The 23,838-nt window shown below is 72.3% G+C and carries 23 protein-coding genes and 2 pseudogenes; 12 read left to right on the forward strand and 13 right to left on the reverse strand.

What is annotated here, in order from left to right; translation table 11 throughout:
• Nucleotides 1–38 precede the first annotated feature (38 nt).
• Together AQJ66_RS08050 and AQJ66_RS08055 are read right to left on the reverse strand one after the other, a co-directional pair.
• Nucleotides 39–1,139 carry a right-handed parallel beta-helix repeat-containing protein gene (locus AQJ66_RS08050; RefSeq protein WP_061918578.1) on the reverse strand — a complete coding sequence of 367 codons (1,101 nt, stop codon included), beginning with the start codon at nt 1,137–1,139 and terminating at the stop codon, nt 39–41.
• 219 nt (nt 1,140–1,358) lie between these two features.
• The gene (locus AQJ66_RS08055) at nt 1,359–2,261 is read right to left on the reverse strand and encodes an aminoglycoside phosphotransferase family protein (protein WP_061918580.1); all 903 of its coding nucleotides are present in this window, start codon (nt 2,259–2,261) and stop codon (nt 1,359–1,361) included.
• Here AQJ66_RS08055 and AQJ66_RS08060 point away from each other — a divergent pair.
• Nucleotides 2,260–2,925: a rhomboid-like protein gene (locus tag AQJ66_RS08060; RefSeq protein WP_208611311.1), complete on the forward strand. Its 666-nt coding sequence runs from the start codon at nt 2,260–2,262 to the stop codon at nt 2,923–2,925. The two genes, AQJ66_RS08055 and AQJ66_RS08060, sit on opposite strands and share 2 nt — an antisense overlap.
• A gap of 10 nt (nt 2,926–2,935) precedes the next feature.
• The gene (locus AQJ66_RS08065; RefSeq protein WP_061918581.1) at nt 2,936–4,342 is read left to right on the forward strand and encodes an NAD(P)/FAD-dependent oxidoreductase; all 1,407 of its coding nucleotides are present in this window, start codon (nt 2,936–2,938) and stop codon (nt 4,340–4,342) included.
• Nucleotides 4,343–4,367: 25 nt separating this feature from the next.
• Here AQJ66_RS08065 and AQJ66_RS08070 read toward each other — a convergent pair whose 3' ends face one another.
• The gene (locus tag AQJ66_RS08070; protein WP_061918583.1) at nt 4,368–5,303 is read right to left on the reverse strand and encodes a LysR family transcriptional regulator; all 936 of its coding nucleotides are present in this window, start codon (nt 5,301–5,303) and stop codon (nt 4,368–4,370) included.
• Between the two features lie 134 nt (nt 5,304–5,437).
• Here AQJ66_RS08070 and AQJ66_RS08075 point away from each other — a divergent pair, with 134 nt between their 5' ends.
• Nucleotides 5,438–6,700 (forward strand): MFS transporter, encoded by a 1,263-nt coding sequence (locus AQJ66_RS08075; protein WP_061918585.1) that lies wholly within the window; start codon nt 5,438–5,440, stop codon nt 6,698–6,700.
• A 19-nt stretch (nt 6,701–6,719) separates the two neighbouring features.
• Here the strand turns inward: AQJ66_RS08075 and AQJ66_RS08080 are convergent, their stop codons facing one another.
• Nucleotides 6,720–8,249 (reverse strand): MFS transporter, encoded by a 1,530-nt coding sequence (locus AQJ66_RS08080; protein WP_061918588.1) that lies wholly within the window; start codon nt 8,247–8,249, stop codon nt 6,720–6,722.
• A gap of 204 nt (nt 8,250–8,453) precedes the next feature.
• Here AQJ66_RS08080 and AQJ66_RS08085 point away from each other — a divergent pair, with 204 nt between their 5' ends.
• Nucleotides 8,454–9,176 (forward strand): pentapeptide repeat-containing protein, encoded by a 723-nt coding sequence (locus AQJ66_RS08085; RefSeq protein WP_107118893.1) that lies wholly within the window; start codon nt 8,454–8,456, stop codon nt 9,174–9,176.
• A gap of 24 nt (nt 9,177–9,200) precedes the next feature.
• On the opposite strand, the pseudogene AQJ66_RS08090 reads toward AQJ66_RS08085, so the two are convergent.
• Together AQJ66_RS08090 and AQJ66_RS08095 are read right to left on the reverse strand one after the other, a co-directional pair.
• A pseudogene (locus AQJ66_RS08090) lies at nt 9,201–9,563 on the reverse strand (hypothetical protein); the annotation flags it as partial.
• Between the two features lie 68 nt (nt 9,564–9,631).
• Nucleotides 9,632–10,036, reverse strand: a complete 405-nt coding sequence (locus AQJ66_RS08095) for an ATP-binding protein (RefSeq protein WP_061918592.1) — start codon at nt 10,034–10,036, stop codon at nt 9,632–9,634.
• Nucleotides 10,037–10,181: 145 nt separating this feature from the next.
• On the opposite strand from AQJ66_RS08095, the pseudogene AQJ66_RS08100 reads away from it, so the two are divergent.
• From AQJ66_RS08100 to AQJ66_RS08110, 3 genes and pseudogenes are all read left to right on the forward strand, one after another.
• A pseudogene (locus tag AQJ66_RS08100) lies at nt 10,182–11,018 on the forward strand (helix-turn-helix domain-containing protein).
• A gap of 8 nt (nt 11,019–11,026) precedes the next feature.
• Nucleotides 11,027–11,200 (forward strand): DUF397 domain-containing protein, encoded by a 174-nt coding sequence (locus AQJ66_RS08105; protein ID WP_061919345.1) that lies wholly within the window; start codon nt 11,027–11,029, stop codon nt 11,198–11,200.
• Nucleotides 11,197–12,135: a bifunctional GNAT family N-acetyltransferase/NUDIX hydrolase gene (locus AQJ66_RS08110; protein WP_061918594.1), complete on the forward strand. Its 939-nt coding sequence runs from the start codon at nt 11,197–11,199 to the stop codon at nt 12,133–12,135. Before AQJ66_RS08105 ends, AQJ66_RS08110 begins: the two co-directional genes overlap by 4 nt.
• 59 nt (nt 12,136–12,194) lie before the next feature.
• On the opposite strand, the gene AQJ66_RS08115 is transcribed toward AQJ66_RS08110, so the two are convergent.
• Nucleotides 12,195–13,130: a hypothetical protein gene (locus tag AQJ66_RS08115; protein ID WP_061918596.1), complete on the reverse strand. Its 936-nt coding sequence runs from the start codon at nt 13,128–13,130 to the stop codon at nt 12,195–12,197.
• On the reverse strand, nt 13,127–13,483 hold the full coding sequence (locus tag AQJ66_RS08120; protein WP_061918598.1) for a PadR family transcriptional regulator: 357 nt from the start codon (nt 13,481–13,483) through the stop codon (nt 13,127–13,129). Before AQJ66_RS08120 ends, AQJ66_RS08115 begins: the two co-directional genes overlap by 4 nt.
• 379 nt (nt 13,484–13,862) lie before the next feature.
• Between AQJ66_RS08120 and AQJ66_RS08125 the strand changes: the two genes are divergently transcribed.
• A complete protein-coding gene (locus AQJ66_RS08125; RefSeq protein ID WP_079060164.1) occupies nt 13,863–15,419 on the forward strand; it encodes a M4 family metallopeptidase in 1,557 nt (518 codons plus the stop codon).
• A gap of 37 nt (nt 15,420–15,456) precedes the next feature.
• Here the strand turns inward: AQJ66_RS08125 and AQJ66_RS08130 are convergent, their stop codons facing one another.
• On the reverse strand, nt 15,457–16,848 hold the full coding sequence (locus tag AQJ66_RS08130) for a M1 family metallopeptidase (RefSeq protein ID WP_167359151.1): 1,392 nt from the start codon (nt 16,846–16,848) through the stop codon (nt 15,457–15,459).
• Between the two features lie 65 nt (nt 16,849–16,913).
• On the opposite strand from AQJ66_RS08130, the gene AQJ66_RS08135 reads away from it, so the two are divergent.
• Entirely contained in the window at nt 16,914–17,414 is a 501-nt protein-coding gene (locus tag AQJ66_RS08135) for a hypothetical protein (protein WP_061918602.1), read from the forward strand.
• A 63-nt stretch (nt 17,415–17,477) separates the two neighbouring features.
• Here AQJ66_RS08135 and AQJ66_RS08140 read toward each other — a convergent pair whose 3' ends face one another.
• Complete coding sequence (locus AQJ66_RS08140; RefSeq protein ID WP_061918604.1) at nt 17,478–18,053, reverse strand: TerD family protein; 576 nt, start codon at nt 18,051–18,053, stop codon at nt 17,478–17,480.
• 195 nt (nt 18,054–18,248) lie between these two features.
• Between AQJ66_RS08140 and arfB the strand changes: the two genes are divergently transcribed.
• Nucleotides 18,249–18,686, forward strand: coding sequence for an alternative ribosome rescue aminoacyl-tRNA hydrolase ArfB (arfB, locus tag AQJ66_RS08145; protein ID WP_079060131.1), 438 nt, complete (start codon nt 18,249–18,251; stop codon nt 18,684–18,686).
• A 15-nt stretch (nt 18,687–18,701) separates the two neighbouring features.
• On the opposite strand, the gene AQJ66_RS08150 is transcribed toward arfB, so the two are convergent.
• Nucleotides 18,702–19,193: a flavin reductase family protein gene (locus AQJ66_RS08150; protein ID WP_107118907.1), complete on the reverse strand. Its 492-nt coding sequence runs from the start codon at nt 19,191–19,193 to the stop codon at nt 18,702–18,704.
• A 431-nt stretch (nt 19,194–19,624) separates the two neighbouring features.
• On the opposite strand from AQJ66_RS08150, the gene cdgB reads away from it, so the two are divergent.
• Together cdgB and AQJ66_RS08160 are read left to right on the forward strand one after the other, a co-directional pair.
• Nucleotides 19,625–21,277 (forward strand): diguanylate cyclase CdgB, encoded by a 1,653-nt coding sequence (cdgB, locus tag AQJ66_RS08155; protein WP_061918610.1) that lies wholly within the window; start codon nt 19,625–19,627, stop codon nt 21,275–21,277.
• Between the two features lie 117 nt (nt 21,278–21,394).
• Nucleotides 21,395–22,291 carry a carbohydrate-binding protein gene (locus AQJ66_RS08160; RefSeq protein WP_061918612.1) on the forward strand — a complete coding sequence of 299 codons (897 nt, stop codon included), beginning with the start codon at nt 21,395–21,397 and terminating at the stop codon, nt 22,289–22,291.
• A gap of 60 nt (nt 22,292–22,351) precedes the next feature.
• On the opposite strand, the gene AQJ66_RS08165 is transcribed toward AQJ66_RS08160, so the two are convergent.
• Together AQJ66_RS08165 and AQJ66_RS08170 are read right to left on the reverse strand one after the other, a co-directional pair.
• The gene (locus AQJ66_RS08165; protein ID WP_061918614.1) at nt 22,352–22,708 is read right to left on the reverse strand and encodes a peptidase inhibitor family I36 protein; all 357 of its coding nucleotides are present in this window, start codon (nt 22,706–22,708) and stop codon (nt 22,352–22,354) included.
• 96 nt (nt 22,709–22,804) lie between these two features.
• Nucleotides 22,805–23,734 carry a 1-phosphofructokinase family hexose kinase gene (locus AQJ66_RS08170; RefSeq protein WP_061918616.1) on the reverse strand — a complete coding sequence of 310 codons (930 nt, stop codon included), beginning with the start codon at nt 23,732–23,734 and terminating at the stop codon, nt 22,805–22,807.
• Nucleotides 23,735–23,838: the final 104 nt, after the last annotated feature.

Genomic DNA, 23,838 nt, shown 5'->3' on the forward strand with positions numbered 1-23,838 from the left:
CGGCTTGCGTCGGTCCAGCAGCGGCAGGGGGCGGGCGGTCAGCACAGGCCCGCGGGCCTGGAGGCCCGGCAGGTGTTGCGGTCGAAGGCGTTGCCCTTGCCCGGGTCGGTGTTCACCAGGTCGGCCGGGGTGTTGTCGCGCAGCACGTTCCAGTCGACGCGGTTGTCGTCGCTGGTCACGCCGACGAAGCTCTTGAACAGCACGATGCCGCCGGACAGCGGGGAGGCGCCGGTGTTGCCCGTGACCAGGTTCCCGGTGACCCGGGTCTGCTCGGCGCCGGTCAGCACGATGCCGGAGCCCTGCAGGGCGGGCAGCCGGTCGGTGGCCGGGCAGGACTTGTTGTTGCGGACGATGCGGTTGGCGGCCACGGCCAGGTCGCCGGCCTTGGGCTTGTTCTCGTCGCCGACGACGAACACGCCGGCGCAGTTGCCGGAGATGTAGTTGCCCGCGACGGTCAGGTCGCGCAGCCGGCGGACGGTGACGCCGATGCGGTTGCCCTCGATGCGGTTGTGCACGACCAGCGTCTGGCCGGCGTCGTAGGCGCCGGCCTCTTCCTTGATGGTGTTGGCCAGGAACACGCCCGCGTCGCCGTTGCCGGTGGCGTGGTTGTTGCGGATGACGCCGCGCACGGACCGCTCCTGGGCGATGCCCCACACGCCGTTCTTCACGGCGTACACCCCGCGCACGGTCATGGTGTCCGTGGCCATGCCGAACACGCCGGTGCGGCTGAAGCCGGTGACGGTCAGGTTGGCGACGGTGACGCCTTGCACGTTCGCGGTCTTGGTCCCCAGGACGCAGATGCCGTTGCCGCCCTCGGCGCAGCTGTCGGCGGCCTTGGCGGCGGTCGTGGTGGCGGTCTTCTTGGCACCCGGCTTGATCACCGTCTCGGGTCCCACGCCGCGCAGGGTGAGGCCGGGAGTGCCGATCTTGACGCTCTCGTGGTAGGTGCCGGCGAGTACGAGGACGGTGTCCCCGGCCCGTGCCGCGTCCACCGCCTTCTGGATCGACTGCCCCGGGCCGACCACGTGGGTGGTGTGCAGAAGGGGGCTCGTCTGGTCGGCCGCCGCGGGGGCCGCGCCCAGTACCGCGCCGACGAGGGCGGCGGTGCACGCGAGGTAAGCGATGTGACATTTATGCATATCACGGACGATATGACCTGCTTATACCCATTCAGTCTGAATACTCCGTCCGGCGGCGTGTCAGCGCTGCCGTGCCCCGGACCTGCCCGGCGGCCCGCGCGGCCCGCTCCTCAGGGTGCACGGACCCGCCTCCGCCGGGGGCCGTCCGCCCCGCCGGGAGGCTCCGCGGGGCCGGGCGTGCGGGGGAGGGGCCGGCAGATGTCCGCGCGAGTCGCCGGCTCATGCCCGCAGCGCCCGCCCGACCGCCAGCCGTACCGGTTCCGGTGGCCTTCCCTCGGCGATGTCCCACAGGCTGTTCTGCAGCACCCGGCCCAGCGTCCACGCCCGGGCCCGCTCACGGTCCAGGCCCAGCGCGGCCGTCAGGGCGTCGAAGCGCCAGGCGGTGTCGGCGGGGTCGTGGCGGTCGGCGAGGGCGGGGAGCAGGTCGAAGCCGGGGTCGCCGGCCAGCGGCTTGGGGTCGATGGCCAGCCATGCGGCCCGCTCGGCGGCCAGGACGTTGCCGTAGTGCAGGTCCCAGTGCAGCAGCCGGTCGCCGGGCTCGGCGGCCACCTCGCGCACGGCGGCCGCGCAGTCCGCGACCAGGCGCCGGTCCGCCACGTCCGGTATCCGGCCGAGCGCCCAGGGCGCCCGCTGAAGCATCCGCTGCGCGATGTCGCCCAGGCGGCGCAGGCCCGCCGGGGCCGGCACGGACGTCAGCCGGGCCAGCAGCACGGCCAGCACCTCCACCGCCGCCCGGGCGTCCGGCACCCCGGTCAGCGCACGGCGCTCGTCCAGCCGTTCGAGCAGCAGGGTGCGGGTCGGCCCGTCGTGCTCCAGCAGCCGTACGGCACCGTCCCCGGCCCAGGCGCCGAGCGCCGCAGCCTCGCCCGCGTTCTCCTCGTCGGGCAGCTGCAGCTTGAGCACCGCCCGGCCGCCGCCGGCCCGCCGGACCGGCAGGACGAGCGCGCACAGCCCGTGCATCGCGGGCCCGTCGCGCCGCAGCTCCCAGCGGCGCAGGAACTCCTCGGCCCGCCGGGGCAGGCCGGCGACGAACGCCCGTCCCGCGGCCCCGTTGAATTTTTCCTGAGAAGCGGCCAGCTCACCGGGCACCTCGATCACCGGGCCGACGATACTGGCGGTCATGAACCGGGTCGGCGGATTTCGGCGTGGACTCCGGGCGGCCGCGGCCTACGTGCGCAGCGCGCCCGGTACCTGCGTCTGGCTGACCGTCCTGTTCTTCACCACCGTCGCCCTGCACCACATGTCGCCGGACTTCGAGGAGGACTTCCTGCGGCAGCGCTCCACCAACATCCACGAGCTGTCGCGCAACCCGGTGCGGGTGCTGATCACCAGCGCGATGTGGATCGACAGCGGCCACTGGCTGCCGTACGCCGTCCTCTACACCGTCTTCCACGCCCAGGCCGAGCGCTGGCTCGGCACCCTGCGCTGGCTGGCGGTGTGCGTGGCCGCGCACGTGCTCGCGACGCTGATCAGCGAGCTGGCCCTGCTCGTGGCCATCAGGGACGGCCACGCCCCGCACTACGCTGTCAACACCCTGGACATCGGGGTCAGTTACGCGCTCGCGGGCGTGATGGCCGTGCTCACCTACCGGATCGCCCCGCCCTGGCGCTACCCGTACCTGGCGGCCGTGCTGGCGTTCTACGTGGTGCCGCTCGCCACCAGCCGCACCTTCACCGACTTCGGGCACTTCCTGTCCGTACTGATCGGGCTGGGCTGCTATCCGCTGGTCAGGAGCCGCGGAAAAGCATGGAATCCGAAGGAGACACTGGCCGCCCTCAGGGGCTAACGTCCGGCGCATGAGCAGCTCGGCAACCGGTGTCGTCAACGGCGGCATCTCGTTCTGGTACGCGGACGACGGCCTTCCCGCGGTGCGCGAGCCCCTGCCCGGGGACGCGACCGCCGACGTCGTCGTCGTGGGCGGCGGCTACACGGGCCTGTGGACCGCGTACTACCTGAAGAAGGCCGCCCCCTTCCTGCGCATCACCGTGCTGGAGCAGAAGTTCTGCGGCTACGGCGCCTCCGGCCGCAACGGCGGCTGGCTGTACAACGGCGTCGCGGGCCGCGACCGGTACGCGAAGCTGCACGGCCACGAGGCCGCCGTACGCCTGCAGCGGGCGATGAACGACACGGTCGCCGAGGTGATCCGGGTCGCCGAGGCCGAGGGCATCGACGCCGACGTGCACCGGGGCGGAGTGCTGGAGGTGGCCACGACGCCCGCCCAGCTGGCCCGGCTGAAGGCCTTCCACGCGCACGAGCTGGCGTACGGCGAGAAGGACCGCGAACTGTACGGCGCCCGGCAGACCGCCGAGCGGATCCGGGTCGCGGACGCGGTCGGCTCCACCTGGACCCCGCACGGCGCCCGCCTGCACCCGGTGAAGCTGGTCAAGGGCCTCGCGGCGGCCGTCGAGGCGCTCGGCGTGACGATCCACGAGTCGACCCCGGTGACGGAGATCCGCCCCAAGCACGCCGTGACCCCCTACGGCACGGTCCGCGCCCCCTACGTCCTGCGCTGCACCGAGGGCTTCACCGCCTCCCTGAAGGGCCAGCGGCGCACCTGGCTGCCGATGAACTCCTCCATGATCGCCACCGAGCCGCTCAGCGAGGAGCAGTGGTCGGCGATCGGCTGGGCGGGCCGCGAGACCCTGGGCGACATGGCGCACGCCTACATGTACGCGCAGCGCACCGCCGACGGGCGGATCGCGCTCGGCGGGCGCGGGGTGCCGTACCGCTTCGGCTCGCGCACCGACAACGACGGCCGCACCCAGCCGGAGACGGTCGAGGCGCTGCGGGAGATCCTGACCCGCTTCTTCCCCGCCCTCGCCGGGGTGCGGATCGAGCACGCATGGTCCGGCGTCCTCGGCGTCCCCCGCGACTGGTGTGCCACCGTCACCCTCGACCGGGCCACCGGCCTCGGCTGGGCGGGCGGCTACGTCGGCTCGGGCGTCGCCACCACCAACCTGGCCGCCCGCACCCTGCGCGACCTGGTCCAGCAGGACTCCGGCCAGGCCGGCCCCACCGAGCTGACCGGGCTGCCCTGGGTCAACCACGAGGTCCGCAAGTGGGAACCGGAGCCCCTGCGCTGGCTGGGCGTCCAGGGCATGTACGCCACCTACCGCGCCGCCGACCGGCGCGAACGCCTCCACCCGAGCACGGAGTCGTCCCGCCTGGCACGGGTGGCGGACCGGGTGGCGGGGCGGGGCTGACGGGGATCGGCCCGCGCGGCGGCGTTCAGCGCGGGGCCGCCCAGGCCGGTGTCCAGGTCCCGGCGGCGTCGTGGCCCGCCGTCGTGGCGGCGAGGTGGGCGCGGAGGGTGGCCAGCGCCGGGTGCGGGTTGTCGCGGTGCCACAGGAGCGCGTGCGGGTAGACCGGGGTCGGGTCGGTCACCGGGATGCGGCGCAGGCCGTGGCCGGCCGGCCAGACCAGGCGCGTGTGCCCGCCCATGAAGGTGGCCAGGGCCGGGGTGTCGGCGACGGTGTCGAGGAGCGCGTCGGAGCCGAAGTTGGGTCCGGTCGCCTCGATGGTCAGGCCGAACTCGGCGACGAGGTCGTCGTAGTAGGCGGTCCACTCGGTGCCGGGGGTGAGGCCGGGCATCCAGATCCGGTGCCCGGCGAGCCGCGCCAGGGGCACCGACCGGGCGCCCGCCAGCGTGTGGGCGGGGCCGGTCAGCAGTTCGAGCGGCTCGTCGAGCACCCGGACGTACGCGATGTCCTCGGGCAGGGGCCGGCCGGGCGCGCCGACGGCGCGGAAGGACGCGTCGAGCGTGCCGGAGCGGAGGGCGGCGACGGCCGTGTCCATGTCGAGCAGCATCACCACGTCGAGGTCGATCTCCGGGTGCGCGCGGTGGAAGCCGCGCATCAGCCCCGACGCCGCGCCGCGCGAGGCGAGGATGTCGACGCGCAGCGGACGGTGGCCGGTGCGCACGGAGGCGGCGGCGCGCTCGGCGACGCGCAGCAGTTCGTGTGCGTGGGGCAGGAACGCCTGCCCGTCGATGGTGAGCTCGGCGCCGCGCGCGGTGCGGGTGAACAGCCGCACACCGAGGCCGCGTTCCAGCGCGGCGATGCGCTTGGAGACGGCCTGCTGGCTGATCGCCAGCTCGGCGGCGGCCTCCTGGAAGCGCCCCGCGTCGGCGGCGGCGACGAAGGTCCGCACGGTGTCGAGGTCCATGCCGACACCCTAGGGGTACAACCGGTGGTTGTGGCTGGGCGGCCTCGTGGTTGTTTGATCTGCCGACGGGCAGCCCGCTTTGATGCTTCCGATCGCGGATCGGTTGTGCGGGTGAGCGGCGAGGGGCGTCGGGGATGGGGAACGGGCGGCGGCTGGGGCGGCGGTTCGGGTGGCTCTGGGGAGCGTACGGGACCAGCGCGCTCGGTACGTGGCTCGCCTTCGGCGCGTTCCCGCTGATCGCCGTCCGGGTGCTGCACGCCGGGCCGGCCGAGGTCGCCGCGCTCTCCGCCGTGGGGACCGCGGTGGGCGCGGCCGTGGCGGTGCCGCTCGGCCCGTGGGTGGAGTTCCGCCGCAAGCGGCCGGTGCTGATCGCGATGGACCTGGCGCGGTGCGCGGCGCTGCTGACGATCCCCGCCGCGTTCGCCTTCGGCGCGCTCACCTTCCTTCAGCTGCTGCTGGTCTCGGTCGTCGTCGCGGCGGCCGACATCACCTTCCGCGCCGCGTCCGGCGCGTATCTGAAGACGCTGCTGCCGTCCGGGGACCTGCTCGTCGCCAACGCCCGGTTCGAGTCGACCGCCTGGACGACCACCATCGTCGGACCGCCGCTGGGCGGCGCGGCGATCGGGCTCCTCGGCCCGGTGGCGACGGTGGTGGCCGACGCGGTCAGTTATCTGCTCTCGGCCCTGGGCCTCGGCGCGATGGGCGGCCGGGAGCCGCGACCCGAGCGCCGGGACGCCGCGCGCCTGCGGGCCGGTGACCTGCTCGACGGCTGGCGGTACATCCTCGCCGACCCGGCGCTGCGTGCGCTGTTCCTCAACACCGCCCTGTTCAACGGCCTGGTGATGGCCGTCGAGCCGCTGCTGGCCGTCCTGCTGCTCGGCCGGCTCGGGTTCACGCCGTGGCAGTACGGCCTCGCCTTCGCCGCGCCCTCGATCGGCGGGCTGATCGGTTCGCGGCTGGCCCGGCCGCTCGTCACCCGGTTCGGGCAGCACCGGGTCCTGGCCGTGGCCGGCACGCTGCGCGCGCTCTGGTCCGTCGGCCTGGCCTTCCCGTGGCCGGGCGGCGGAGGGCTGCTGCTGGTGATGGGCGTCGAGCTGGGGCTGATCTTCTGCTGCGGGGTCTTCAACCCCGTCTCGGCCACCTACCGCCTGGAACGCACCGCGCCCGGCCGGGTCGCGCGCACTCTGTCCGCCTGGTCGGTGACGACCAAGGCCTCGACCGCGCTCCTGACGGCCCTGTGGGGCGTGCTGGGCGGCCTGCTCGGCGTGCGGACCGCGATCGGCCTGGCCGGCGCCCTGCTGCTGGCGACCCCGCTGCTGCTGCCCCGCCGCGCGGCCGCGCTTCCCGTGAAACCGGATGCGGAGCCGGAGCCGGAGCTGGCCTCGGCCCGCGCCTGACGCACTGCCACGCCCCTGTTCAGTGCGTGACCGCCGACGTAACCGGTGCGTTCGCCGATGCCCCGTGCTTGGGAGCCCTGGCCGTCACCATCAGGCCCGCGACCAGCCCGGCCAGGAGCATCACCGCGGCCGCCCACCAGATGGCGACCGTGTAGCCGTGGACGACGCCCGCCGGGACGACCGTCGCCTTGTCGGCGGGGCTGCGCAGATGGGCGGCGATGTAGGCGGTGCCGCTGGTGGTGGCGACGGTGTTGAGCAGGGCCGTGCCGATCGAGCCGCCCACCTGCTGGGAGGTGTTGACGGTCGCCGAGGTGACCCCGGAGTCGCGCGGGGCGACGCCCGCGGTGGCGGTGGCGAACACCGGCATGAAGGTCAGGCCCATCCCGAGGCCCATCAGGAGCAGGGCGGGCAGGATCTCACCGGTGTACGACGAGCCGACGGTCATCCGGGTGAGCAGCAGCAGGCCGGACGCGGCGAGCAGCATGCCCGGCACCATCAGCAGGCGCGGCGGCACGTGGTGCAGCAGCCGGGCCGAGATCTGGGTGGACCCGGTGATGATCGCGGCCGTCAGCGGCAGGAACGACAGGCCCGCGCGGACCGGCGAGTAACCGAGGATGACCTGCAGGTAGTACGTCATGAACAGGAACAGCCCGAACATGCCGATGGTCGCGAGCATCATCGTCAGGAAGCAGCCCGCGCGGTCGCGGTCCCGGACGATGTGCAGCGGCAGCAGCGGGCTCGGGGCGCGGTTCTGCCACCACACGAAGCCGGCGAGCAGCGCCGCACCGGTCGCGAACAGCGCGAGCACCAGCGGGTCGGTCCAGCCGCGCGGCTGGGCCTCGCTGAAGCCGTAGACGACCGCCACCAGCCCGCCGCAGCCCAGCAGCACCCCGGGCACGTCGAGCCGGGCCTCGCGATGCCCGGGCCGGTCGCGCAGCAGGGCGAAGGCGCCGAGGACGGCGACGACGGCGATCGGCACGTTGACGTACAGGCACCAGCGCCAGTTCAGGTACTCGGTGAGCAGGCCGCCCACGATGAACCCGATCGCCGAGCCGCTGCCGGCGAGCGCCCCGTAGATGCCGAAGGCCTTGCCGCGCTCGCGGGGGTCGGTGAACGTCGTGGTCAGCAGGCTCAGCGCGGAGGGCGCCAGGAGGGCGGCGAACGCGCCCTGCAGCGCGCGGGCGCCGAAGAGCATCCCGGAACCGGTGGCCGCGCCGCCGAGCGCGGAGGCGACGGCGAAGCCGGCGAGCCCGATGACGAAGGTGCGCTTGCGGCCGACCAGGTCGGCGATCCGGCCGCCCAGCAGCAGCAGTCCGCCGAAGGCCAGGGTGTAGGCGGTGATCACCCACTGCCGGTTGCCGTCGGACATGTGCAGGGCGCGCTGGGCGGAGGGGAGGGCGATGTTCACGATCGTCGCGTCCAGCACCACCATGAGCTGGGCTAGGGCGATGACGACCAGGCCCCACCACCGGTGCGGATCGGCTCCTTCGGCTGCGGCCGGGCCCGCGGCTTCCGTGGGCGGAGGATCACCCTTTCGGCCGATACTCATCTGGCCAGAAGACCACGAATCTGCACGTATCGCACCTGCGCCTCGGCGCAAGGAGTCGCTCTTCACGTTCAGCTCCTTCAGGATCGCTCGCGGCCGGGCATCACGCCGGCTGCCCGCTGGACGCGCGAGGGCGCGGGAATGTGACATCCGCGCGTGGTGGCCCGCGCCGGCCGGACTGTCAGTGGCGGGGTGCAGCATGGGGCCATGGCGAGAAGAGCGGCGGGTGCGGCCGGTGCGGCGGGTACGGGCGGTGCGGCGGGTACGGGCGACGGGGCACGGGTGAAGGGTGCGCGGCGGCCGGAGCTGCGGCTGCCGCCCCTGGAGCCGTGGACGGGCGGCGAGCTCGAGCCCGACGGCGACTACGACGGGGTGGAGTTCCGCGAGGCGGACCTGGCCGGGCAGGACGGCGCGGGCGCGCGGTTCATGGACTGCGTGCTGACGGGCTGTGCCGTGGACGAGGCGACGCTGAGCCGCGCCCGCGTGCTGGACTCGGTCCTCACCGGCCTGCGGGGCATCGGCACCGACCTGGCCGAGGCCACCCTCCGCGACGTCGAACTCCTCGACCCCCGCCTGGGCGGCACCCAGCTGCACGGCGCCGTGCTGGAGCGGGTCGTGATCCGCGGCGGCAAGATCGACTACCTCAACCTGCGCGAGGCCCGGCTCAAGGACGTCGTCTTCGAGGGCTGCGTCCTGGCCGAGCCGGACTTCGCGGGCGCCCGCCTGGAGCGCGTGGAGTTCGTCGACTGCGCCCTGAAGGAGGCCGACTTCCGCAGCGCGACCCTGAAGGACGTCGACCTGCGCGGGGCCGCTCCGCTGGAGATCACCCGCGGCCTGGACCGCCTCTCCGGGGCACTGATCACCCCGGGGCAGCTACTGGACCTGGCTCCGGCGCTGGCGGCGGAGATGGGGATCAGGGTGGGGCCCTGATCCCCGCTTGCTTCTTCGTCCGGATCAGTCTCCGGCGAACAGTTCTTCGGCGTCCTTGGCGTGCACCGCCCGCTGGGCCCAGACTTCGAGCCGGCCGAGGTCGGTGCAGTCGTTCACCCGCTCACGGACGGCGTCGGACACCGGTACGGACCGCCACTCCAGGATGCGGAGAACCATTTCACGGCACTCGTGGAGGCGTCCTTCCTCGCGTCCTTCCTCGCGGCCTTCTTCACGTACCTGCTCGGCCAGCGGGTGTCGCCAGAAGTACTGGATCGCCGTCATCAGGTCCCTCCACATCTGCTTCGCCTGGGGGTCGGCCAGGCAGGAGTCGACGAACTGTACGAATACCGCGGCGCTGTCGGGGTCGATGGTCCGCAGGGCGGCTGCCGGTGCATCGCCTCGTGCGACGAGCTGACCATCAGCTCTCCTTTCGGTCGGTCGACGTGATCAACGAGTTAGGCCGCCGCGAGTTCGCACCACACGTACTTGCCCCGGTTGCCGAACCGGGCCGAGGGCTGCCAGCCCCAGTAGTCGGCGCAGGCCCGAACGAGCCCGAGTCCCCGGCCGTCCTCCAAGTCGGTCACCTGCTCCAAGGGGCGTGGGGGTTGCGGTGGTGCGGGGTCGGTGTCCCAGGCCCCGATCCACACCACGCCCTCCGGGGTCCGGCGGACTCTGAGGGCGGCCGGCCCCTTGGTGTGGCGTACGGCGTTGGAGACCAGCTCCGTGGCGAGGAGTTCGGCCGTGTCGAGCAGCCCGATCAGGCCGTGCATCGTGAGGATCAGGCGCAGGGTGCGGCGCGAGATCGTGACGGCTCTGAGGTCGTTGGGGATGTAAAGGGTGTAGTCCCAGGTTTCGGGCATGCGGCAGCAACTCCGTTCAGTGAAAGGGGAATTAGACGCGCTTCCACTGCGTGCGCGTCGCGTGACTGAACGTAGGGCTTACATGTAAGTCGGAGCAAGTGGATCGCGTAATCTACCCCCGAACGAGCTGATCCAAGGAGCACTGATGGTCCTGAGGCGCGAAGCAACAGCACGTCAGTTGCGTCTGGGGATCGAGTTGCGCCGCATGCGCGAGGCGGCGGGGCTCACCGCTGTCGAGGCGGCAGCGCTGCTCGGCGCGAACAGGGTTCAGATGAGCCAGATCGAAGCCGGGCTCGCCGGGGTGAGTGAGCAGCGACTGCGCCGCCTCGCCTGTCACTACGCCTGCACGGACGAGGAGTTCGTCGACGCCCTGGTCGCTATGGCCACGGACCGGACGCGTGGCTGGTGGGAGGAGTACCGCCAGCTACTGCCCACGTCCTTCCTGGACCTCGCCGAACTCGAGCATCACGCCACATTCCTGCGGGAGGTCTCGATTGTCTACGTGCCCGGCTTGCTCCAGACGGAGGAGTACGCCCGTGCGGTCTTCTCCGCACGCATTCCGGAACTCACGTCCGAGGAGCTTGAGCTGCGTGTCCGGCATCGTATGAGGCGCCAGTAGATCACGGTCCCGTACGAGCTGGTTGTTCACGAGTCGGCCCTGCGCATCAGGGTCGGTGACCGGGCCGCTTCCCGAGCTCAACTCGTAGCACTCCTGGAGCGCTCGGAGGCGGACCACATCACCCTACGGGTCATTCCCTTCGACCTCGATGGCTTTGCCGGAGCCGCCAGCGTCATGACGTACGCGGGAGGCCTCGTCCCCAAGCTGGACACCGTTGTCCGCGACGTACCCCATGGTTCGGCCTTCATCGACTCCGAAGCACAGCTCGGCGTCTTTCGAACGCGCTTCCGTAAGGTAGAGGCCGTAGCACTCGACCAAGGACAGTCGCGTGACCTCATTAACCGGCTGGCGAAGGAGCTGTGAGGCGCCTCATGGACAACTGGCGGAAGTCCTCCTACTCGGGCCCTGACGACGGCAACAACTGTGTAGAGATAGCGGACTCTCCGTCCCACATAGCCATTCGCGACTCGAAAGACCCGGCGCGAGCCACCCTCACCTTCCCCGCCGAAGTCTTCGCCCCCTTCGTCGAGGCGCTGAAGAAGTGATCCTCACCCCCCTCCGCCCGGACCACGACATCCCGGCTGCCCTCCTCGCCGAGCTCACGGCCCTCTACGCCTCCAACCGGGAGTTCCTCGCGCTCAGCGGGGACTTCCCGGACCCGGACGACGTGCGGGCGGAGCAGGTCGCGGCCGAGGTGGCCGGGGAACTGGCGCAGCCGAGTGGTGAGGTGCTGCTGGCGCGGGTGGAGGGGCGGCTGGTCGGGCTCGTGATGACGTTGGGCCGGCATCCCGATCCGGCCGATCCGGACCCCTGGATCGGGCTGCTGATGGTGGACGCGGCCGCGCACGGCAAGGGGTACGGGCGGCGGATCGCCACGCTGGTCGAGGACCGTTTCCGGGCGGCCGGACGCGGCGCCGTGCGGCTCGCGGTACTCGGCAACAACCCCAAGGGCATGGCCTTTTGGACCGCCCTCGGGTACGAGGTGATCGACCACCGGCCCGACCACGCCCTCGGCCGTCCCTGCGCGGTCCTGCGCAAGGTGCTGCGCACGCCCCGGCGGGCGGCCCGGGTCGCCGTCGTGGACGCCGGGGGCGCCGTGCTCCTGTTCCGGTACGACAACGCCGAGGTCGGCGTCCACTGGGCGCTGCCCGGTGGCGGGCTGGAGGAGGGGGAGACCCCGCGCGAGGGCGCCCTGCGGGAGCTGGCCGAGGAGACGGGCTGGACCGACCTGGAGCCCGGCCCGCTGCTGTGCACCTGGGAACACGACTTCACGCGGATGGACGTCCCCGTGCGCCAGCACGAGCACGTCTACGTCGCCCACGGCCCGCGCCGCGAGCCCACCGGGCACGGGCTGGCCGCCGCCCACGCCGCCGACGGCATCCTCACCTGGCGCTGGTGGAGCCGGCAGGAACTGGCCGAGGAGGCCGAGCCGGTGTGGCCGCCGGGGCTGGCGCGGATGCTGGACGCCCAGGAGGGTTGAGACCGGCCCCGGCGGACGCCCTTGCCGGATCGTCGCCGCCGGCCGGGCCCCGAACTCCGCTATGCCGCGCTCGGCGGCGACACCCGCCCGCGGTGCCGGCGTGCCCGCACGAGGGTGAACGCGCCGCTGAGCAGCACCACGAGCACGGCGCCCACGCCCGCGGGGGACAGCGGGTTCAGCACCCACACCGTCTTCTGCAGTGCGACGGGAAGCAGGGCCACCGCCAGAGCCGCGGCAGGCAACCGGTCCCGTCCGCTGAGGATCAGAGCGATCGCGAAGACGGCGACCCAGAGCGTGGGGGCGATGCCGGGGCCGCCCGCCAACGGGTAGTGGATGTCCGCGAGTTGCACGGTCCACAGCGCGGCGGCCAGGGCGGTGGTGCCCGCGATCGCGGCGCGCTGCGGCCGGGAGGAGCCGAGCAGGTCCCTGGGCGCGGCGAGGACGAGGGCGCAGGTGAGCAGCGGCACGATCACGTTCACCGCAGCGACCGCGTAGGCGGCGTGGAAGAAGCGGGCGAGCAGGAGCAGGGGCAGGTCGGCCAGCCGCAGCACCGTCGCCGGCAGGACCAGGGCCCGGGCCGCGCTCCAGCGTCCCGCCCAGACGGCCGTGAGCGCCGCCAGCCAGAACAGCGGCACGAGGCCCTGGTCGGCGAGCAGGAGCACGTCCGGGAGCGAGGACGACCAGTGCGGGTCGCGGACCGCGGGGTCGAGGAGCCACAACACGTTCGCCACGCTGCTCGCCGTCGCGACGGCGACGGTCAGCGGGGCCGCCTGCGCCAGGACCCGGCCGGCGGTCCGGTCGGAGCTGAGGCCCGTGCGCTGCCGCAGGCCGTGCGCGGCGACGTCGAGCGCCTCGCGCAGCCGGCCGAGCGGGCCGGCGTCCCGCGTGGCCTCGGCGTAGATCGCGGTCAACTCGGCCCCGTGCTCGGTGCGGTAGGCGGCGGGGTGGAGGCGCAGCGCCCAGCGGAGGGCGCGAGGCGGGGGCTGCTGCGTCATGCCAGGGCTCCCTTCGTCCGGGCGGCGGGGGTGTGACGTGCGGCCAGCCGGCGCTCCGCCTCGGCGACGACGGCGCGCAGCCGCTCCGCCTCGGCGGCCAGCGCGGTGCGGCCCGCTTCGGCGAGGGCGTAGACCTTGCGGGCCCGGCCGTCGACGACCTCCTCGCGCTCGACCCGGATCAGGCCCTGGCCGAGCAGCCGGTCCAGCGCGCCGTACAGGGTGCCGGTGCGCATCCGCACGCGGCCCCGGGAGATCGCGTCGATCTCCTGGATCAGTCCGTAACCGTGCCTGGGCTCGTCGGCCAGGGCGGTGAGCAGGAGCAGCGTCGGCTCCTGAAGCGGTCGGTCACTCATGCCGCTATATATATCGACGACCGGCATATGTTGTCGAGTGGCTTATCGGGGTTGGTCTGGCGGGTGTGACGTCGAACCGCTCAAGTGCGCTGAAAAGAGCGGGAGTTGTCGATCATCGAGGCGTTCGGATAGCGGATTTCCGGCCACGGGTTTCGGACACGAACAGGTAAAGAGTTGACCGACCTCTGTCAAACGGCCGGTTACTGGTGTCACTCTCTCCCCACCCGCCGCAACGCTGTGCATCCGCTGTGACACGCCCGCGTCTCCGCCCCCACGGAGGCCGGCCCCAGAAGGAGATCGAGTGAGCCAGCAGCCCCACGCCTCCCGCACCTCCCGCAAGACCGCCGTGCGCGCCACCGCCCTGGTCGGCTCGGCCGCGATGGTCGTCCTCGCCTTGCAGAGCGGTGCGGCCACCGCCGCCCCCGCGCACACCCCCGGCGCCACGGCGCTCCCCCTCAGCGCCTCGGCCCGGGCGGCCGCCATCGCGTCGGCCCAGAAGGCCGCCGGCACGACCGCGCACGAGCTCGGACTCGGCGCCCGGGAGAAGCTCGTCGTGCGGGACGTCGTCAAGGACGCGAACGGCACGGTCCACACCCGCTACGAGCGGACGTACGCCGGCCTGCCGGTCCTCGGCGGCGACCTGGTCACCCACGTGGCCAAGAACGGCTCCCTCAAGAGCGTCACGAAGGCGGCCAAGGCCCGGATATCCGTGCCGACCACCACGGCGGCCGTCAGCCCGGCGGGCGCCAAGAAGGCCGCCCTCAAGGCCGCCGGCACCGCCGAGGCCACCGCGTCGAACTCCCGCAAGGTCGTCTGGGCGGCCGGTGCCAAGCCGGTCCTCGCCTACGAGTCGGTCGTCAAGGGCGTCCAGCGCGACGGCACCCCGAGCGAGCTGCACGTCGTCACCAACGCCACCACCGGCAAGAAGATCTACTCCTACCAGGCCATCGACACCGGCACGGGCACCAGCCAGTACAGCGGCACCGTCACGATCGGCACCACCGCCTCCGCCTCCGGCGGCTACGACCTGATCGACGGCGGCCGCGGCGGCCACAAGACGTACGACCTCAACGGCGGCACGAGCGGCACCGGCACCCTGTTCCACGACGCCGACGACGCCTGGGGCAACGGCACCGTCTCCAACCGCCAGACCGCAGCCGTCGACGCCGCCTACGGCGCGCAGGAGACCTGGGACTTCTACAAGACGGCGTTCAACCGCAACGGCATCGCCGGCGACGGCAAGGCCGCCTACTCCCGTGTCCACTACGGCAACGCCTACGTCAACGCCTTCTGGGACGACACCTGCTTCTGCATGACGTACGGCGACGGCGCCAACAACGCCGACCCGCTGACCTCGCTCGACGTGGCCGGCCACGAGATGAGCCACGGCCTGACCGCGTCCACGGCGGGGCTCAACTACCGCAGCGAGTCCGGCGGCCTGAACGAGGCCACCTCCGACATCTTCGGCACCTCGGTGGAGTTCTTCGCGAACAACGCCTCCGACGTCGGTGACTACCTCATCGGCGAGAAGATCGACATCAACGGCAACGGCACCCCGCTGCGCTACATGGACAAGCCCAGCAAGGACGGCAGCTCCGCCGACTACTGGTCGAAGTCGGTCGGCCGGCTCGACGTGCACTACTCGTCGGGCGTCGCCAACCACTTCTTCTACCTGCTGAGCGAGGGCAGCGGCGCCAAGACGATCAACGGCGTCTCCTACAACTCCCCGACCTACACCGGAGCCGCGGTCACCGGCATCGGCCGGGACAAGGCCATCCAGATCTGGTACAAGGCCCTGACCACGTACTTCACCTCCACGACCAACTACGCGAGCGCCCGCACCGGCACCCTGCAGGCCGCGGCCGACCTGTACGGGTCGGGCAGCGCGGAGTACAACGCGGTGGCGGCGGCCTGGAAGGCCGTGAACGTCAACTAGCCGCTCACGTACGGCAGCACGGTGGCCGGACCGCCCGCTACGGGTGGTCCGGCTTTCCGTCTCCGTACAGCCAGTCCCGCCAGATCTCCCGGAAGTCCTTGCCCGGGGCCTTCCGCTCCACGTACGCCGTGAAGTCCGCGGTGCTCGCGGTGGCGTACCGGTGGCTCGCGGCCCAGCCCTGGATGATGTCGTAGAAGGCGTCGTCGCCGACCTTCTGGCGGATCTTCTGCAGGACCATCGCCCCGCGCTCGTACACGGGGCTGTCGGAGATGTGGTCGGCGCCCGAGGGCTTCGCGGGCGGGAACGCCCAGATGGCCTCGTGGTCGCCGTGGTAGAGGTCGGTGAACGTCTGCTGGGCGGACTTGCCGCCGTGGTCCTCGTCGTACAGCCACTCGGCGTAGGTGGCGAAGCCCTCGTTGAGCCACATGTCCCGCCAGCTCTTCGGGGTGACCGAGTCGCCGTACCACTCGTGGGCGAGTTCGTGGACGAGGGTGGAGGTGTCCGGGGCGCCGGGGAAGACGGGACGGTTCTGCGTCTCCAGGGCGTACCCGATGTCGTTCGGGCGGTCGATGATCGCGCCGGCGGAGGAGAACGGGTACGGCCCGAAGTTGTACTCCTCCCAGGCGAGGATCGCGGGGAGCTTGGCGAGCACCTTCCTGCTCGCCGCGGCCTGCGTGGGGTCGACGGCGGTGAGCACCGGCAGGCCGTGCGGGCCCTCGGTGTGGGTGAGGGTGAAGTGGCCGACGGCGACGATGGCGAGGTAGCTCGCCATCGGCCGGCCGGTGTGCCAGGAGTACGTCGTCCGGCCGTTCCGGCTGCTCTGGCCGGTCAACTCCCCGTTGGAGACGGCCTGCAGGCCGTCCGGGACGGTGACCGTGATGTCGTAGGCCGCCTTGTCCGAGGGGTGGTGGTTGCCCGGGAACCAGGCCATGGAGCCGACCGGCTCGCCGAGGCCGAGGGCGCCGTCGGCGGTGGGCAGCCAGCCCTCCTTGGAGCCGTCGGGGTCGGTGAGGGTGCGCGGGGTGCCGGAGTAGCGGACGGTGGTGGTGAAGGTCTCGCCCTTGGTCAGGTCGTCGTGGGGGCGGACGGTGAGCTCCTGGCCGGCGCGGCTGACCCGGGCGTCCTTGCCCTCGACGGTGACCGCGTCGACGTGCAGCCCGCTGAGGTCGAGGTCGAAGGCGGAGAGGTCCTTGGCGGCGCGCGCGGTGATGACCGCCTTGCCGACGAGGTGGCGGGTGCGCGGGGTGTAGTCCAGGGTGAGGGCGTAGTGGCTCACGTCGTAGCCGCCGTTGCCCGCCTTCGGGAAGTAGGGGTCGCGCAGCCCGGTGCCGCCGGGCGTGCCGTGGACGCCTCCGCCGCACGCGGTGCCGGTCAGGGCGAGAGCGAGGAGCGCGGCGACGGCCGGGACGCAGCGCGCGGATCTGGACATGTCAGTGATCTTATGACCGGACCGGCCGTTCCCGTCCGACCCGGGGGCCGTGACACCATCGGTGGGTGCTCGACATCGGCTACGCCCTCTCCAACCGCTTCCCGGACCCGCCGCAGACCGACTACCGGCGTGCGGACGTGCGCGCGCTGCGGCACGACCTGTTCTGCGGGGACGTCTACCTGGCGGACACCAAGGCGGACCGGGAGCTGTCCACAGCCTGGGGATGGGTGCCGGTGCTGGACTTCGCGTGGGCGCTGTGCGACATCGTGGAGCGGCTGGACCGGGACCCGCTGGGCTCCCGTGCCGCCCGGGCGCAGCGGGCGGAGCTGGACTTCACCGAGTCCACCGACCGGATGCTGTTCGAGCGCCGCTTCGGCTGGGTGGACATCGAGGCCGACTGGATGCCGGCCGAGGAGCCGCCGCTCACCTTCTCCCACGCCGAACTGCGCCGCGAGTCCCGCGACTTCCTGCACGACCTGGTCGCCGACCTGGCCGACCTGCACGAGGACCTCGCGGAGAACCCGGCGATCTGGACGCTGCAGGCCCGCTTCCCCCGGGTGGCGTGAGGGGGAGGACCCCCGGGCCGGGCGGGTGCGCGGCCCGGGGGGTCTTCGCCGGGGCGGTGCCGATCAGACGTTGACGCCGAAGTCCTGGGCGATGCCGACCAGGCCCGAGGCGTAACCCTGGCCCACCGCGCGGAACTTCCACTCCGCGCCGTTGCGGTACAGCTCGCCGAAGACCATCGCCGTCTCGGTGGCGGCGTCCTCCGACAGGTCGTAGCGGGCGATCTCGGCGCCGCCGGCCTGGTTGACGATGCGGATGTAGGCGTTGCGGACCTGGCCGAAGTTCTGGCCGCGGTTCTCCGCGTCGTAGATGGAGACCGGGAAGACGATCTTGTCGACGTCGGCCGGGAGCGCGGCCAGGTTGACGTTGATCGCCTCGTCGTCGCCCGCGCCCTCGCCGGTGCGGTTGTCACCGGTGTGGACGATGGAGTTGTCCGGCGTCTGCTTGTTGTTGAAGAAGACGAAGTGGGCGTCCGAGTAGACCTTGCCCTGCGTGTTGACCGCGATGGCGGAGGCGTCCAGGTCGAAGTCCGTGCCGGTGGTGGTGCGGACGTCCCAGCCGAGGCCCACGGTGACGGCGGTCAGGCCCGGAGCCTCCTTGGTGAGCGAGACGTTGCCACCCTTGGACAGGCTTACAGCCATTTGGGAGTCCCTTCCCTAGATATCCGTGCACTCTGTGCGGACGAAGCTACCGTCACCCGGGAGAACGTCGAGGGGTGTCCCGGTGGTTCCGGATCCCTTTACCTTTTTTACCCGTGTGGGTGTGCCTGAGGGGGCGTGACCGGTCTGGGCGTGCCGGCGAAATCCGCGTGACGTGGACCGGGCGGGGCCGGGAACATGGGAGGCATGTCCGGTCCCTACCTCATCCGTGGCTCCGTCTCGCTCCCCGAGGCCGAGCTGATGTGGCGTTTCTCGAGGTCGTCCGGGCCCGGGGGACAGCACGTCAACACCACCGACTCCCAGGTGGAACTGCGCTTCGACCTGGCCGGCACCCAGGCGCTGCCTCCCGTGTGGAAGGAGCGGGCGCTGCTGCGGCTGGCCGGGCGGCTGGTCGACGGCACCGTCGTCGTACGGGCCTCCGAGCACCGCTCCCAGTGGCGCAACCGCGAGGCCGCCGCAGTCCGCCTGGCCGCGCTCCTCGCCGAGGCGACCGCGCCCCCGCCCAAGCCGCGCAGGGCCACCCGCATTCCCCGCGGCATCAACGAACGCCGGCTGCGGGAGAAGAAGCAGCGCTCGGACACCAAGCGCGGCCGCTCCGGCCGCAACTGGGGCTGAGCGGAGCCGTCCGGTTCAGCCGAGGTGCCGGTAGCGCCCCCGGAAGTACAGCAGCGGCCCGCCCTCCGCGCTCGGCACCCGCGCGGTCAGCACGCGGCCGACGACGAGGGTGTGGTCCCCGGCCGGCACCCGCTGCTCCGTGCGGCACTCCAGGGTGGCCAGCGCGCCGCCCAGCAGGGGCGCGCCGGTGACCTCCCCGCGTATGTACGGCAGGTCCTGGAAGAGCAGGCGGTCGCTGATGCGGCCCTTCATGGCGAAGCGGCCGGCGATGTGGCGCTGGCTCTCGGAGAGGACGGAGACGCCCCACCGGGGCTGCTCGGCGAGCAGGTCGTCCATGCGGGAGCCCTCGCGGAGGCTGACGAGTACCAGCGGCGGGTCCAGCGAGACGGACATGAAGGCGGTGGCGGTCATGCCGACGTCCTCGACGGCCGGCGCGGTCGGGTCGTCCGGGTCCAGCGGCGGCTCCTGCGCGGTCACCAGGACCACGCCCGCGGCCAGCCGGGACATCGCGGCCCGGAACTCGTCGTCGCTCACCCCCTCAGCATGCCCGGAAGCGGCGGTGGCGGTGGGTGGGGGAGTCTTCAGCACACCGGTCACGCTAGTCTCCGCCCCGAGCGGGCCGCATCGGGCGCCGGTCCGAGCCGGGTCCTAGGTCCACAGGACCACGCGGGGCGGGCGCTTCGTGCATCATGTGAACCTGCCGACAAAACTTACGTTCAGTAAACGCACAGGGAAAACGCAGAAACTCCACTCAATTGTTCACGTTCCCCTGTGACTTGAGTCACAAGGGGCAGGAATTGTTGACCCTGTGTACCGAGTGGGCAGCGCGCTGTGATTCAGTGGCGGAGAGGCTGTAAGAGGACGACAAGAAGCACCGCTGTGAAGGGGCGCCGAAGACAACCCTTGATTCGCTGAGATGTCTCGGGGGGAGGGCGAGCATGGAGACGGAGTCGGAGCCGTATGTCCGCCTTGCGTCCCTGCGGCAGCTGCACCAGGTCATGGCCGACATGAACACGGCCCGCAGCCTGGCCGACACGCTGCAGACCGTCGCCGACGGCGCCGTGCAGGCCCTCGGGTACGAGATGGCGGCCGTCAACCTCGTCCGCCCCGACGGCGACCTCGTCGTCGCCGCCTTCGCCGGCAACTCCGCCGCCGAGTCGCTGATCACCGGCCGCGTCGGCTCCCGCGACTCCTGGGACCGTCGGCTGGCCATGGGCGAGCAGTGGGGCGACCTGGTGTTCATACCGCACACCGAGGGCTGGGTGCTCGACGAGGACGACGTCCCCCAGTGGTACACCGACGGCCCCGCCCCCCGCTTCGAGGACGAGTGGCACCCCTCCGACCGGCTCTTCGCCCCGATGTACACGCCCGGCGTGCAGGGCGGCTCCTCCGGGGAACTGCTCGGCGTCATATCCGTCGACCGCCCGCGCAACGGCCGCCGCCCCGGCGCCTGGGGCCGCGAGGCCCTGCAGATGTACGCCTTCCAGGCCGCCATCGCGATCAGCAACGCGCGCCTGCGGGCCAACATGCAGCGCGCCCTGGTCCGCCTCGAGCGCGACCAGCAGGCCCTGCGCGCCAGCGAGGAGTCGTTCCGGCAGGCCTTCGAGTACGCCCCCTCCGGCATGGCCATCGCCGAGATGGGCGGCGACCAGCACGGGCGCATCCTGCGCACCAACGACGCCCTGTGCCGGCTGCTCGGCCGCCCCGCCTCCGCGATGCGCCGCTACTCCTTCTCCGACCTCGTCCACCCCGAGGACATCGGCACCCTGCTGCGCACCTCCGCCGAGGGCGGCCGCGCCGAACTCCGCCTCGGCCGCCGCGACGGCTCCTACGTCTGGGTGTCCCTGCGCAACAGCGTCGTCGCCGACGCCGCCGACGGCCCCCGCTTCCTGCTCACCCACGTCGAGGACATCGAGGAGCGCAAGCGCCGCGAGCTCCAGCTCGCCCACCGCGCCTCCCACGACTCCCTCACCGGCCTGCCCAACTCCGCCGAGCTGCGCTCGCGCCTCGCGGCCCGGCTGTGCCGGCGCCCGGCCCACCCCGGCGCCCTGGAGTCCCTGGACGCGGCCTACGGCCACCCCGCCTTCGACGGCCCCGGCCACGGCTTCGACTTCGCGGCGGGCGCGGAGTCGTACGACGGCTTCGACCACCACGTGCACACGGTCGCCCCCGAGGACGGCCGCGACGACGGCACCAAGGGCCTCGCGGTGCTCTTCTGCGACCTCGACGGCTTCAAGTCGATCAACGACCGGTTCGGCCACAACGCGGGCGACGCGGTCCTGATCGAGGTCGCCCGGCGGCTGTCGCGCGGGGTCCGCGACGGCGACACCGTGGCCCGCCTCGGCGGCGACGAGTTCGTGATCCTGGCCGACGGCCTGGGGAAGGCCGACGCCCAGGACCTCGCCGTACGCCTGCGCAACGAGATCATCCAGCCCATCCGCGCCGAGGGGCGGGCCGTCCGGGTGGGCGCCAGTTTCGGCATCGGCTGGGCACACTGCGGCATGACGGCGGACGAAGTGTTGAAGTCAGCCGACGAGCGGATGTACGTAGAGAAACGATCTCGTCCCAAACAACACCGTCGTGCGGGATGAGCGCAGGTCAGTGCGCTGGTGCGATCCGAGTCACCTGTTTGGCCCGGCGGGAGCGGGTAGGCTCGCCATTCCACACCAGTGACCGATCCGCCCGCACCTGCTGAGGAGTACCCAGGGATGACGCCCGGCGACAACGGCGCGAGCACGCCCGAGGACGACGACCCGTTCGGCTACCTGTACGCCGACGGCCAGGCCAGAGGGGCCCAGCCGCCGTCCGGTGGCTACGGCTATCCGAACGCGGTCAGCAGAGTGCGCACGGTCGGCGAGCGCCAGTACGGCCAGCAGCAGCCCCCCGCCCCGCCCCAGCAGGGCGCCTACGGCCAGCCGAACGCCTACTACCAGGCCCCCGAGACCCTCCCCGGCGGCACCCCCGCCGGCAGCCGCCCCGGGCCGCCCGCCCCCGCCCGCCGCGGCCCCAACACCAAGGGCCTGCTGATCGGCGCGGTCGCGGTGGTGGCCGCGGTGGTCATCGGCATCGGCGTGGCGATGCTCAACGGCAACTCGGACAACGGCAAGAACTCCGACCAGGCGGGCACCGCCCCGACCCAGTCCCAGAGCAGCAAGCCGAGCCCGTCGAGCAGCAACTCCGCGGCGGCGGGGGAGCTGCCGAAGACGGACGCCAAGGACCTCCAACTGGCCGGCGGCGCCACCGTCGCCTCGGACGTCAAGGGGGCGAAGGCGGACGGCGGACAGTATGTGAGTGGTTTCAACAGCGTCGGCGCCTCCGTGACCTGGACCGTCAAGAACATCCCGGCGGCCGGCTCGCACCGCCTGTATGTGCGCTATGACATCCCCGGCGTGGACGCCAACGCGACGCTGACGGTCAACGGCAAGCCCAACCAGCAGCCGCTGGGCATGAAGAACTTCATCGGCTCGCCCAAGGGCGACCTGGAGAAGGGCTGGCAGTCCACCTGGGCCCCCGTGACGTTGGTCAAGGGCACGAACACGTTCACGCTCTCCTGCGGTCAGGGGAACCAGTGCGATGCCCTAATCGACCAGCTCTGGGTGCAGTAGAGACCAGACGGCCGAACGGTCCGCCGATCGGCGCCGGCGGACCGTCATGAGGCCGCGGTACTACTGCGCGTAGACCTCGATCCCCGTAACGGTGGAGCCGGGGTTGTCCGAGTAGGAGTGCGGCTTCAGAGTGAGCAGCCGCGTGCCGACGGCGCAGCCGGTGCCGGGCGTGATGTGCCAGAGCACGACGCGGTAGGACGTCTGGTTCGAGACGGACCGCGCCGTCGTGAACGGGTAGCAGCCGGGCGTCACGGAGAGGACGGTCCTGGTTCCCGTCCTGTTCTTGCCGGACCAACCGCAGACCTTCCCTTGCGGGCAGGTGTTGGCGTCGGCCGCCGAAGCCGGTGTGGCGAAGGCGCCGCCCAGCAGCACGCCGGCCACAGCCGCCGTGGTCAGGCTCTTCCTGAGCACGCTCATATGAAATCCCCTCGTGTGGACGGATCCCTGGTCAGGTGGATCCGTGGTCAGCGGTGATCGTATCGAACAGATGAGCGTCTCCGCTGAAAGGGGGCGTCAGGCCACGCCGACCACCCCGGCCACCGCCACTCGGCCCAGCAGCTCCTCGTACGTCGCCCGGTCGAACTCGCCCGCCGCCGGGGCCCGTACCGTCGCCGCCGACAGGGCGACCGCGTGGGTCAGGCGGTCGGGCCACGGGCGGTGTTCGACCAGGCCCGCCAGCAGGGCCGCCACCGCCGAGTCGCCGGCGCCGGTCGGGTTGCCGTGGAGGAGGGCGGGCGGGGTGGCGCGCCAGTGGCCCTCCGGGGTCACCGCGAGCAGGCCCTGGGCGCCCAGTGAGGCGACGACCGCGTGGGCGCCGCGGCGGCGGGCGTCGCGGGTGGCGCGCAGGGGCTCGTGCGAGCCGGTGAGTTCGGCCAGTTCCCCGGCGTTCGGCTTGATGATGTCGGGGCGCGCGGCCACCCCGCGGCGCAGCGGTTCGCCGCTGGTGTCCAGCAGGACCGGGACGCCGTGCGCGCGGGCGGTGCGGACCAGGCCCGCGTAGGCGCCGACGGGCACGCCGGGCGGCAGACTGCCGCAGAGCGCCACCGCCGAGGCGGCGGGGAGCAACTGCTCGTAGCGGTCCAGGAAGGCGTTCCACTCGGGCGGCGCGATCTGCGGGCCCGGCTCGTTCAGCTGGGTGGTGTCGCCCGACAGGTCGTCGACGACGGCGATCGTGCGGCGCGTCGCCCCGGCCACCGGGACCAGCGCGTCCGTCACACCGGGGGTACCCGCCAGCCGGTCGCGGACCGCCCGGCCGGTGCCGCCGCCCGCGAAGCCCGTGACCGTCACCTCGTGCCCCAGGGCGGCCAGCACCCGGGCCACGTTCACGCCCTTGCCGCCCGGCCGCTCGGTGACGTCCGAGACGCGGTGGGAGGCGTGCGGCCGAAGCGACCGTACGCGGTAGGTGATGTCGAGAGCGGTGTTCAGTGTGACCGTGAGGATCACCCGGGCCGACCTCCCTCGATGTCCGTGCGCCATCGGTTTCCGGGGCTTCGATCATGCCAAAGAGACGGCGGCCGGCCCAGTGCGAGGACCGGCCGCCGTCCCGC

The sequence above is a fragment of the Streptomyces bungoensis genome (genome assembly GCF_001514215.1).
In the GTDB taxonomy this organism is placed as follows: domain Bacteria; phylum Actinomycetota; class Actinomycetes; order Streptomycetales; family Streptomycetaceae; genus Streptomyces; species Streptomyces bungoensis.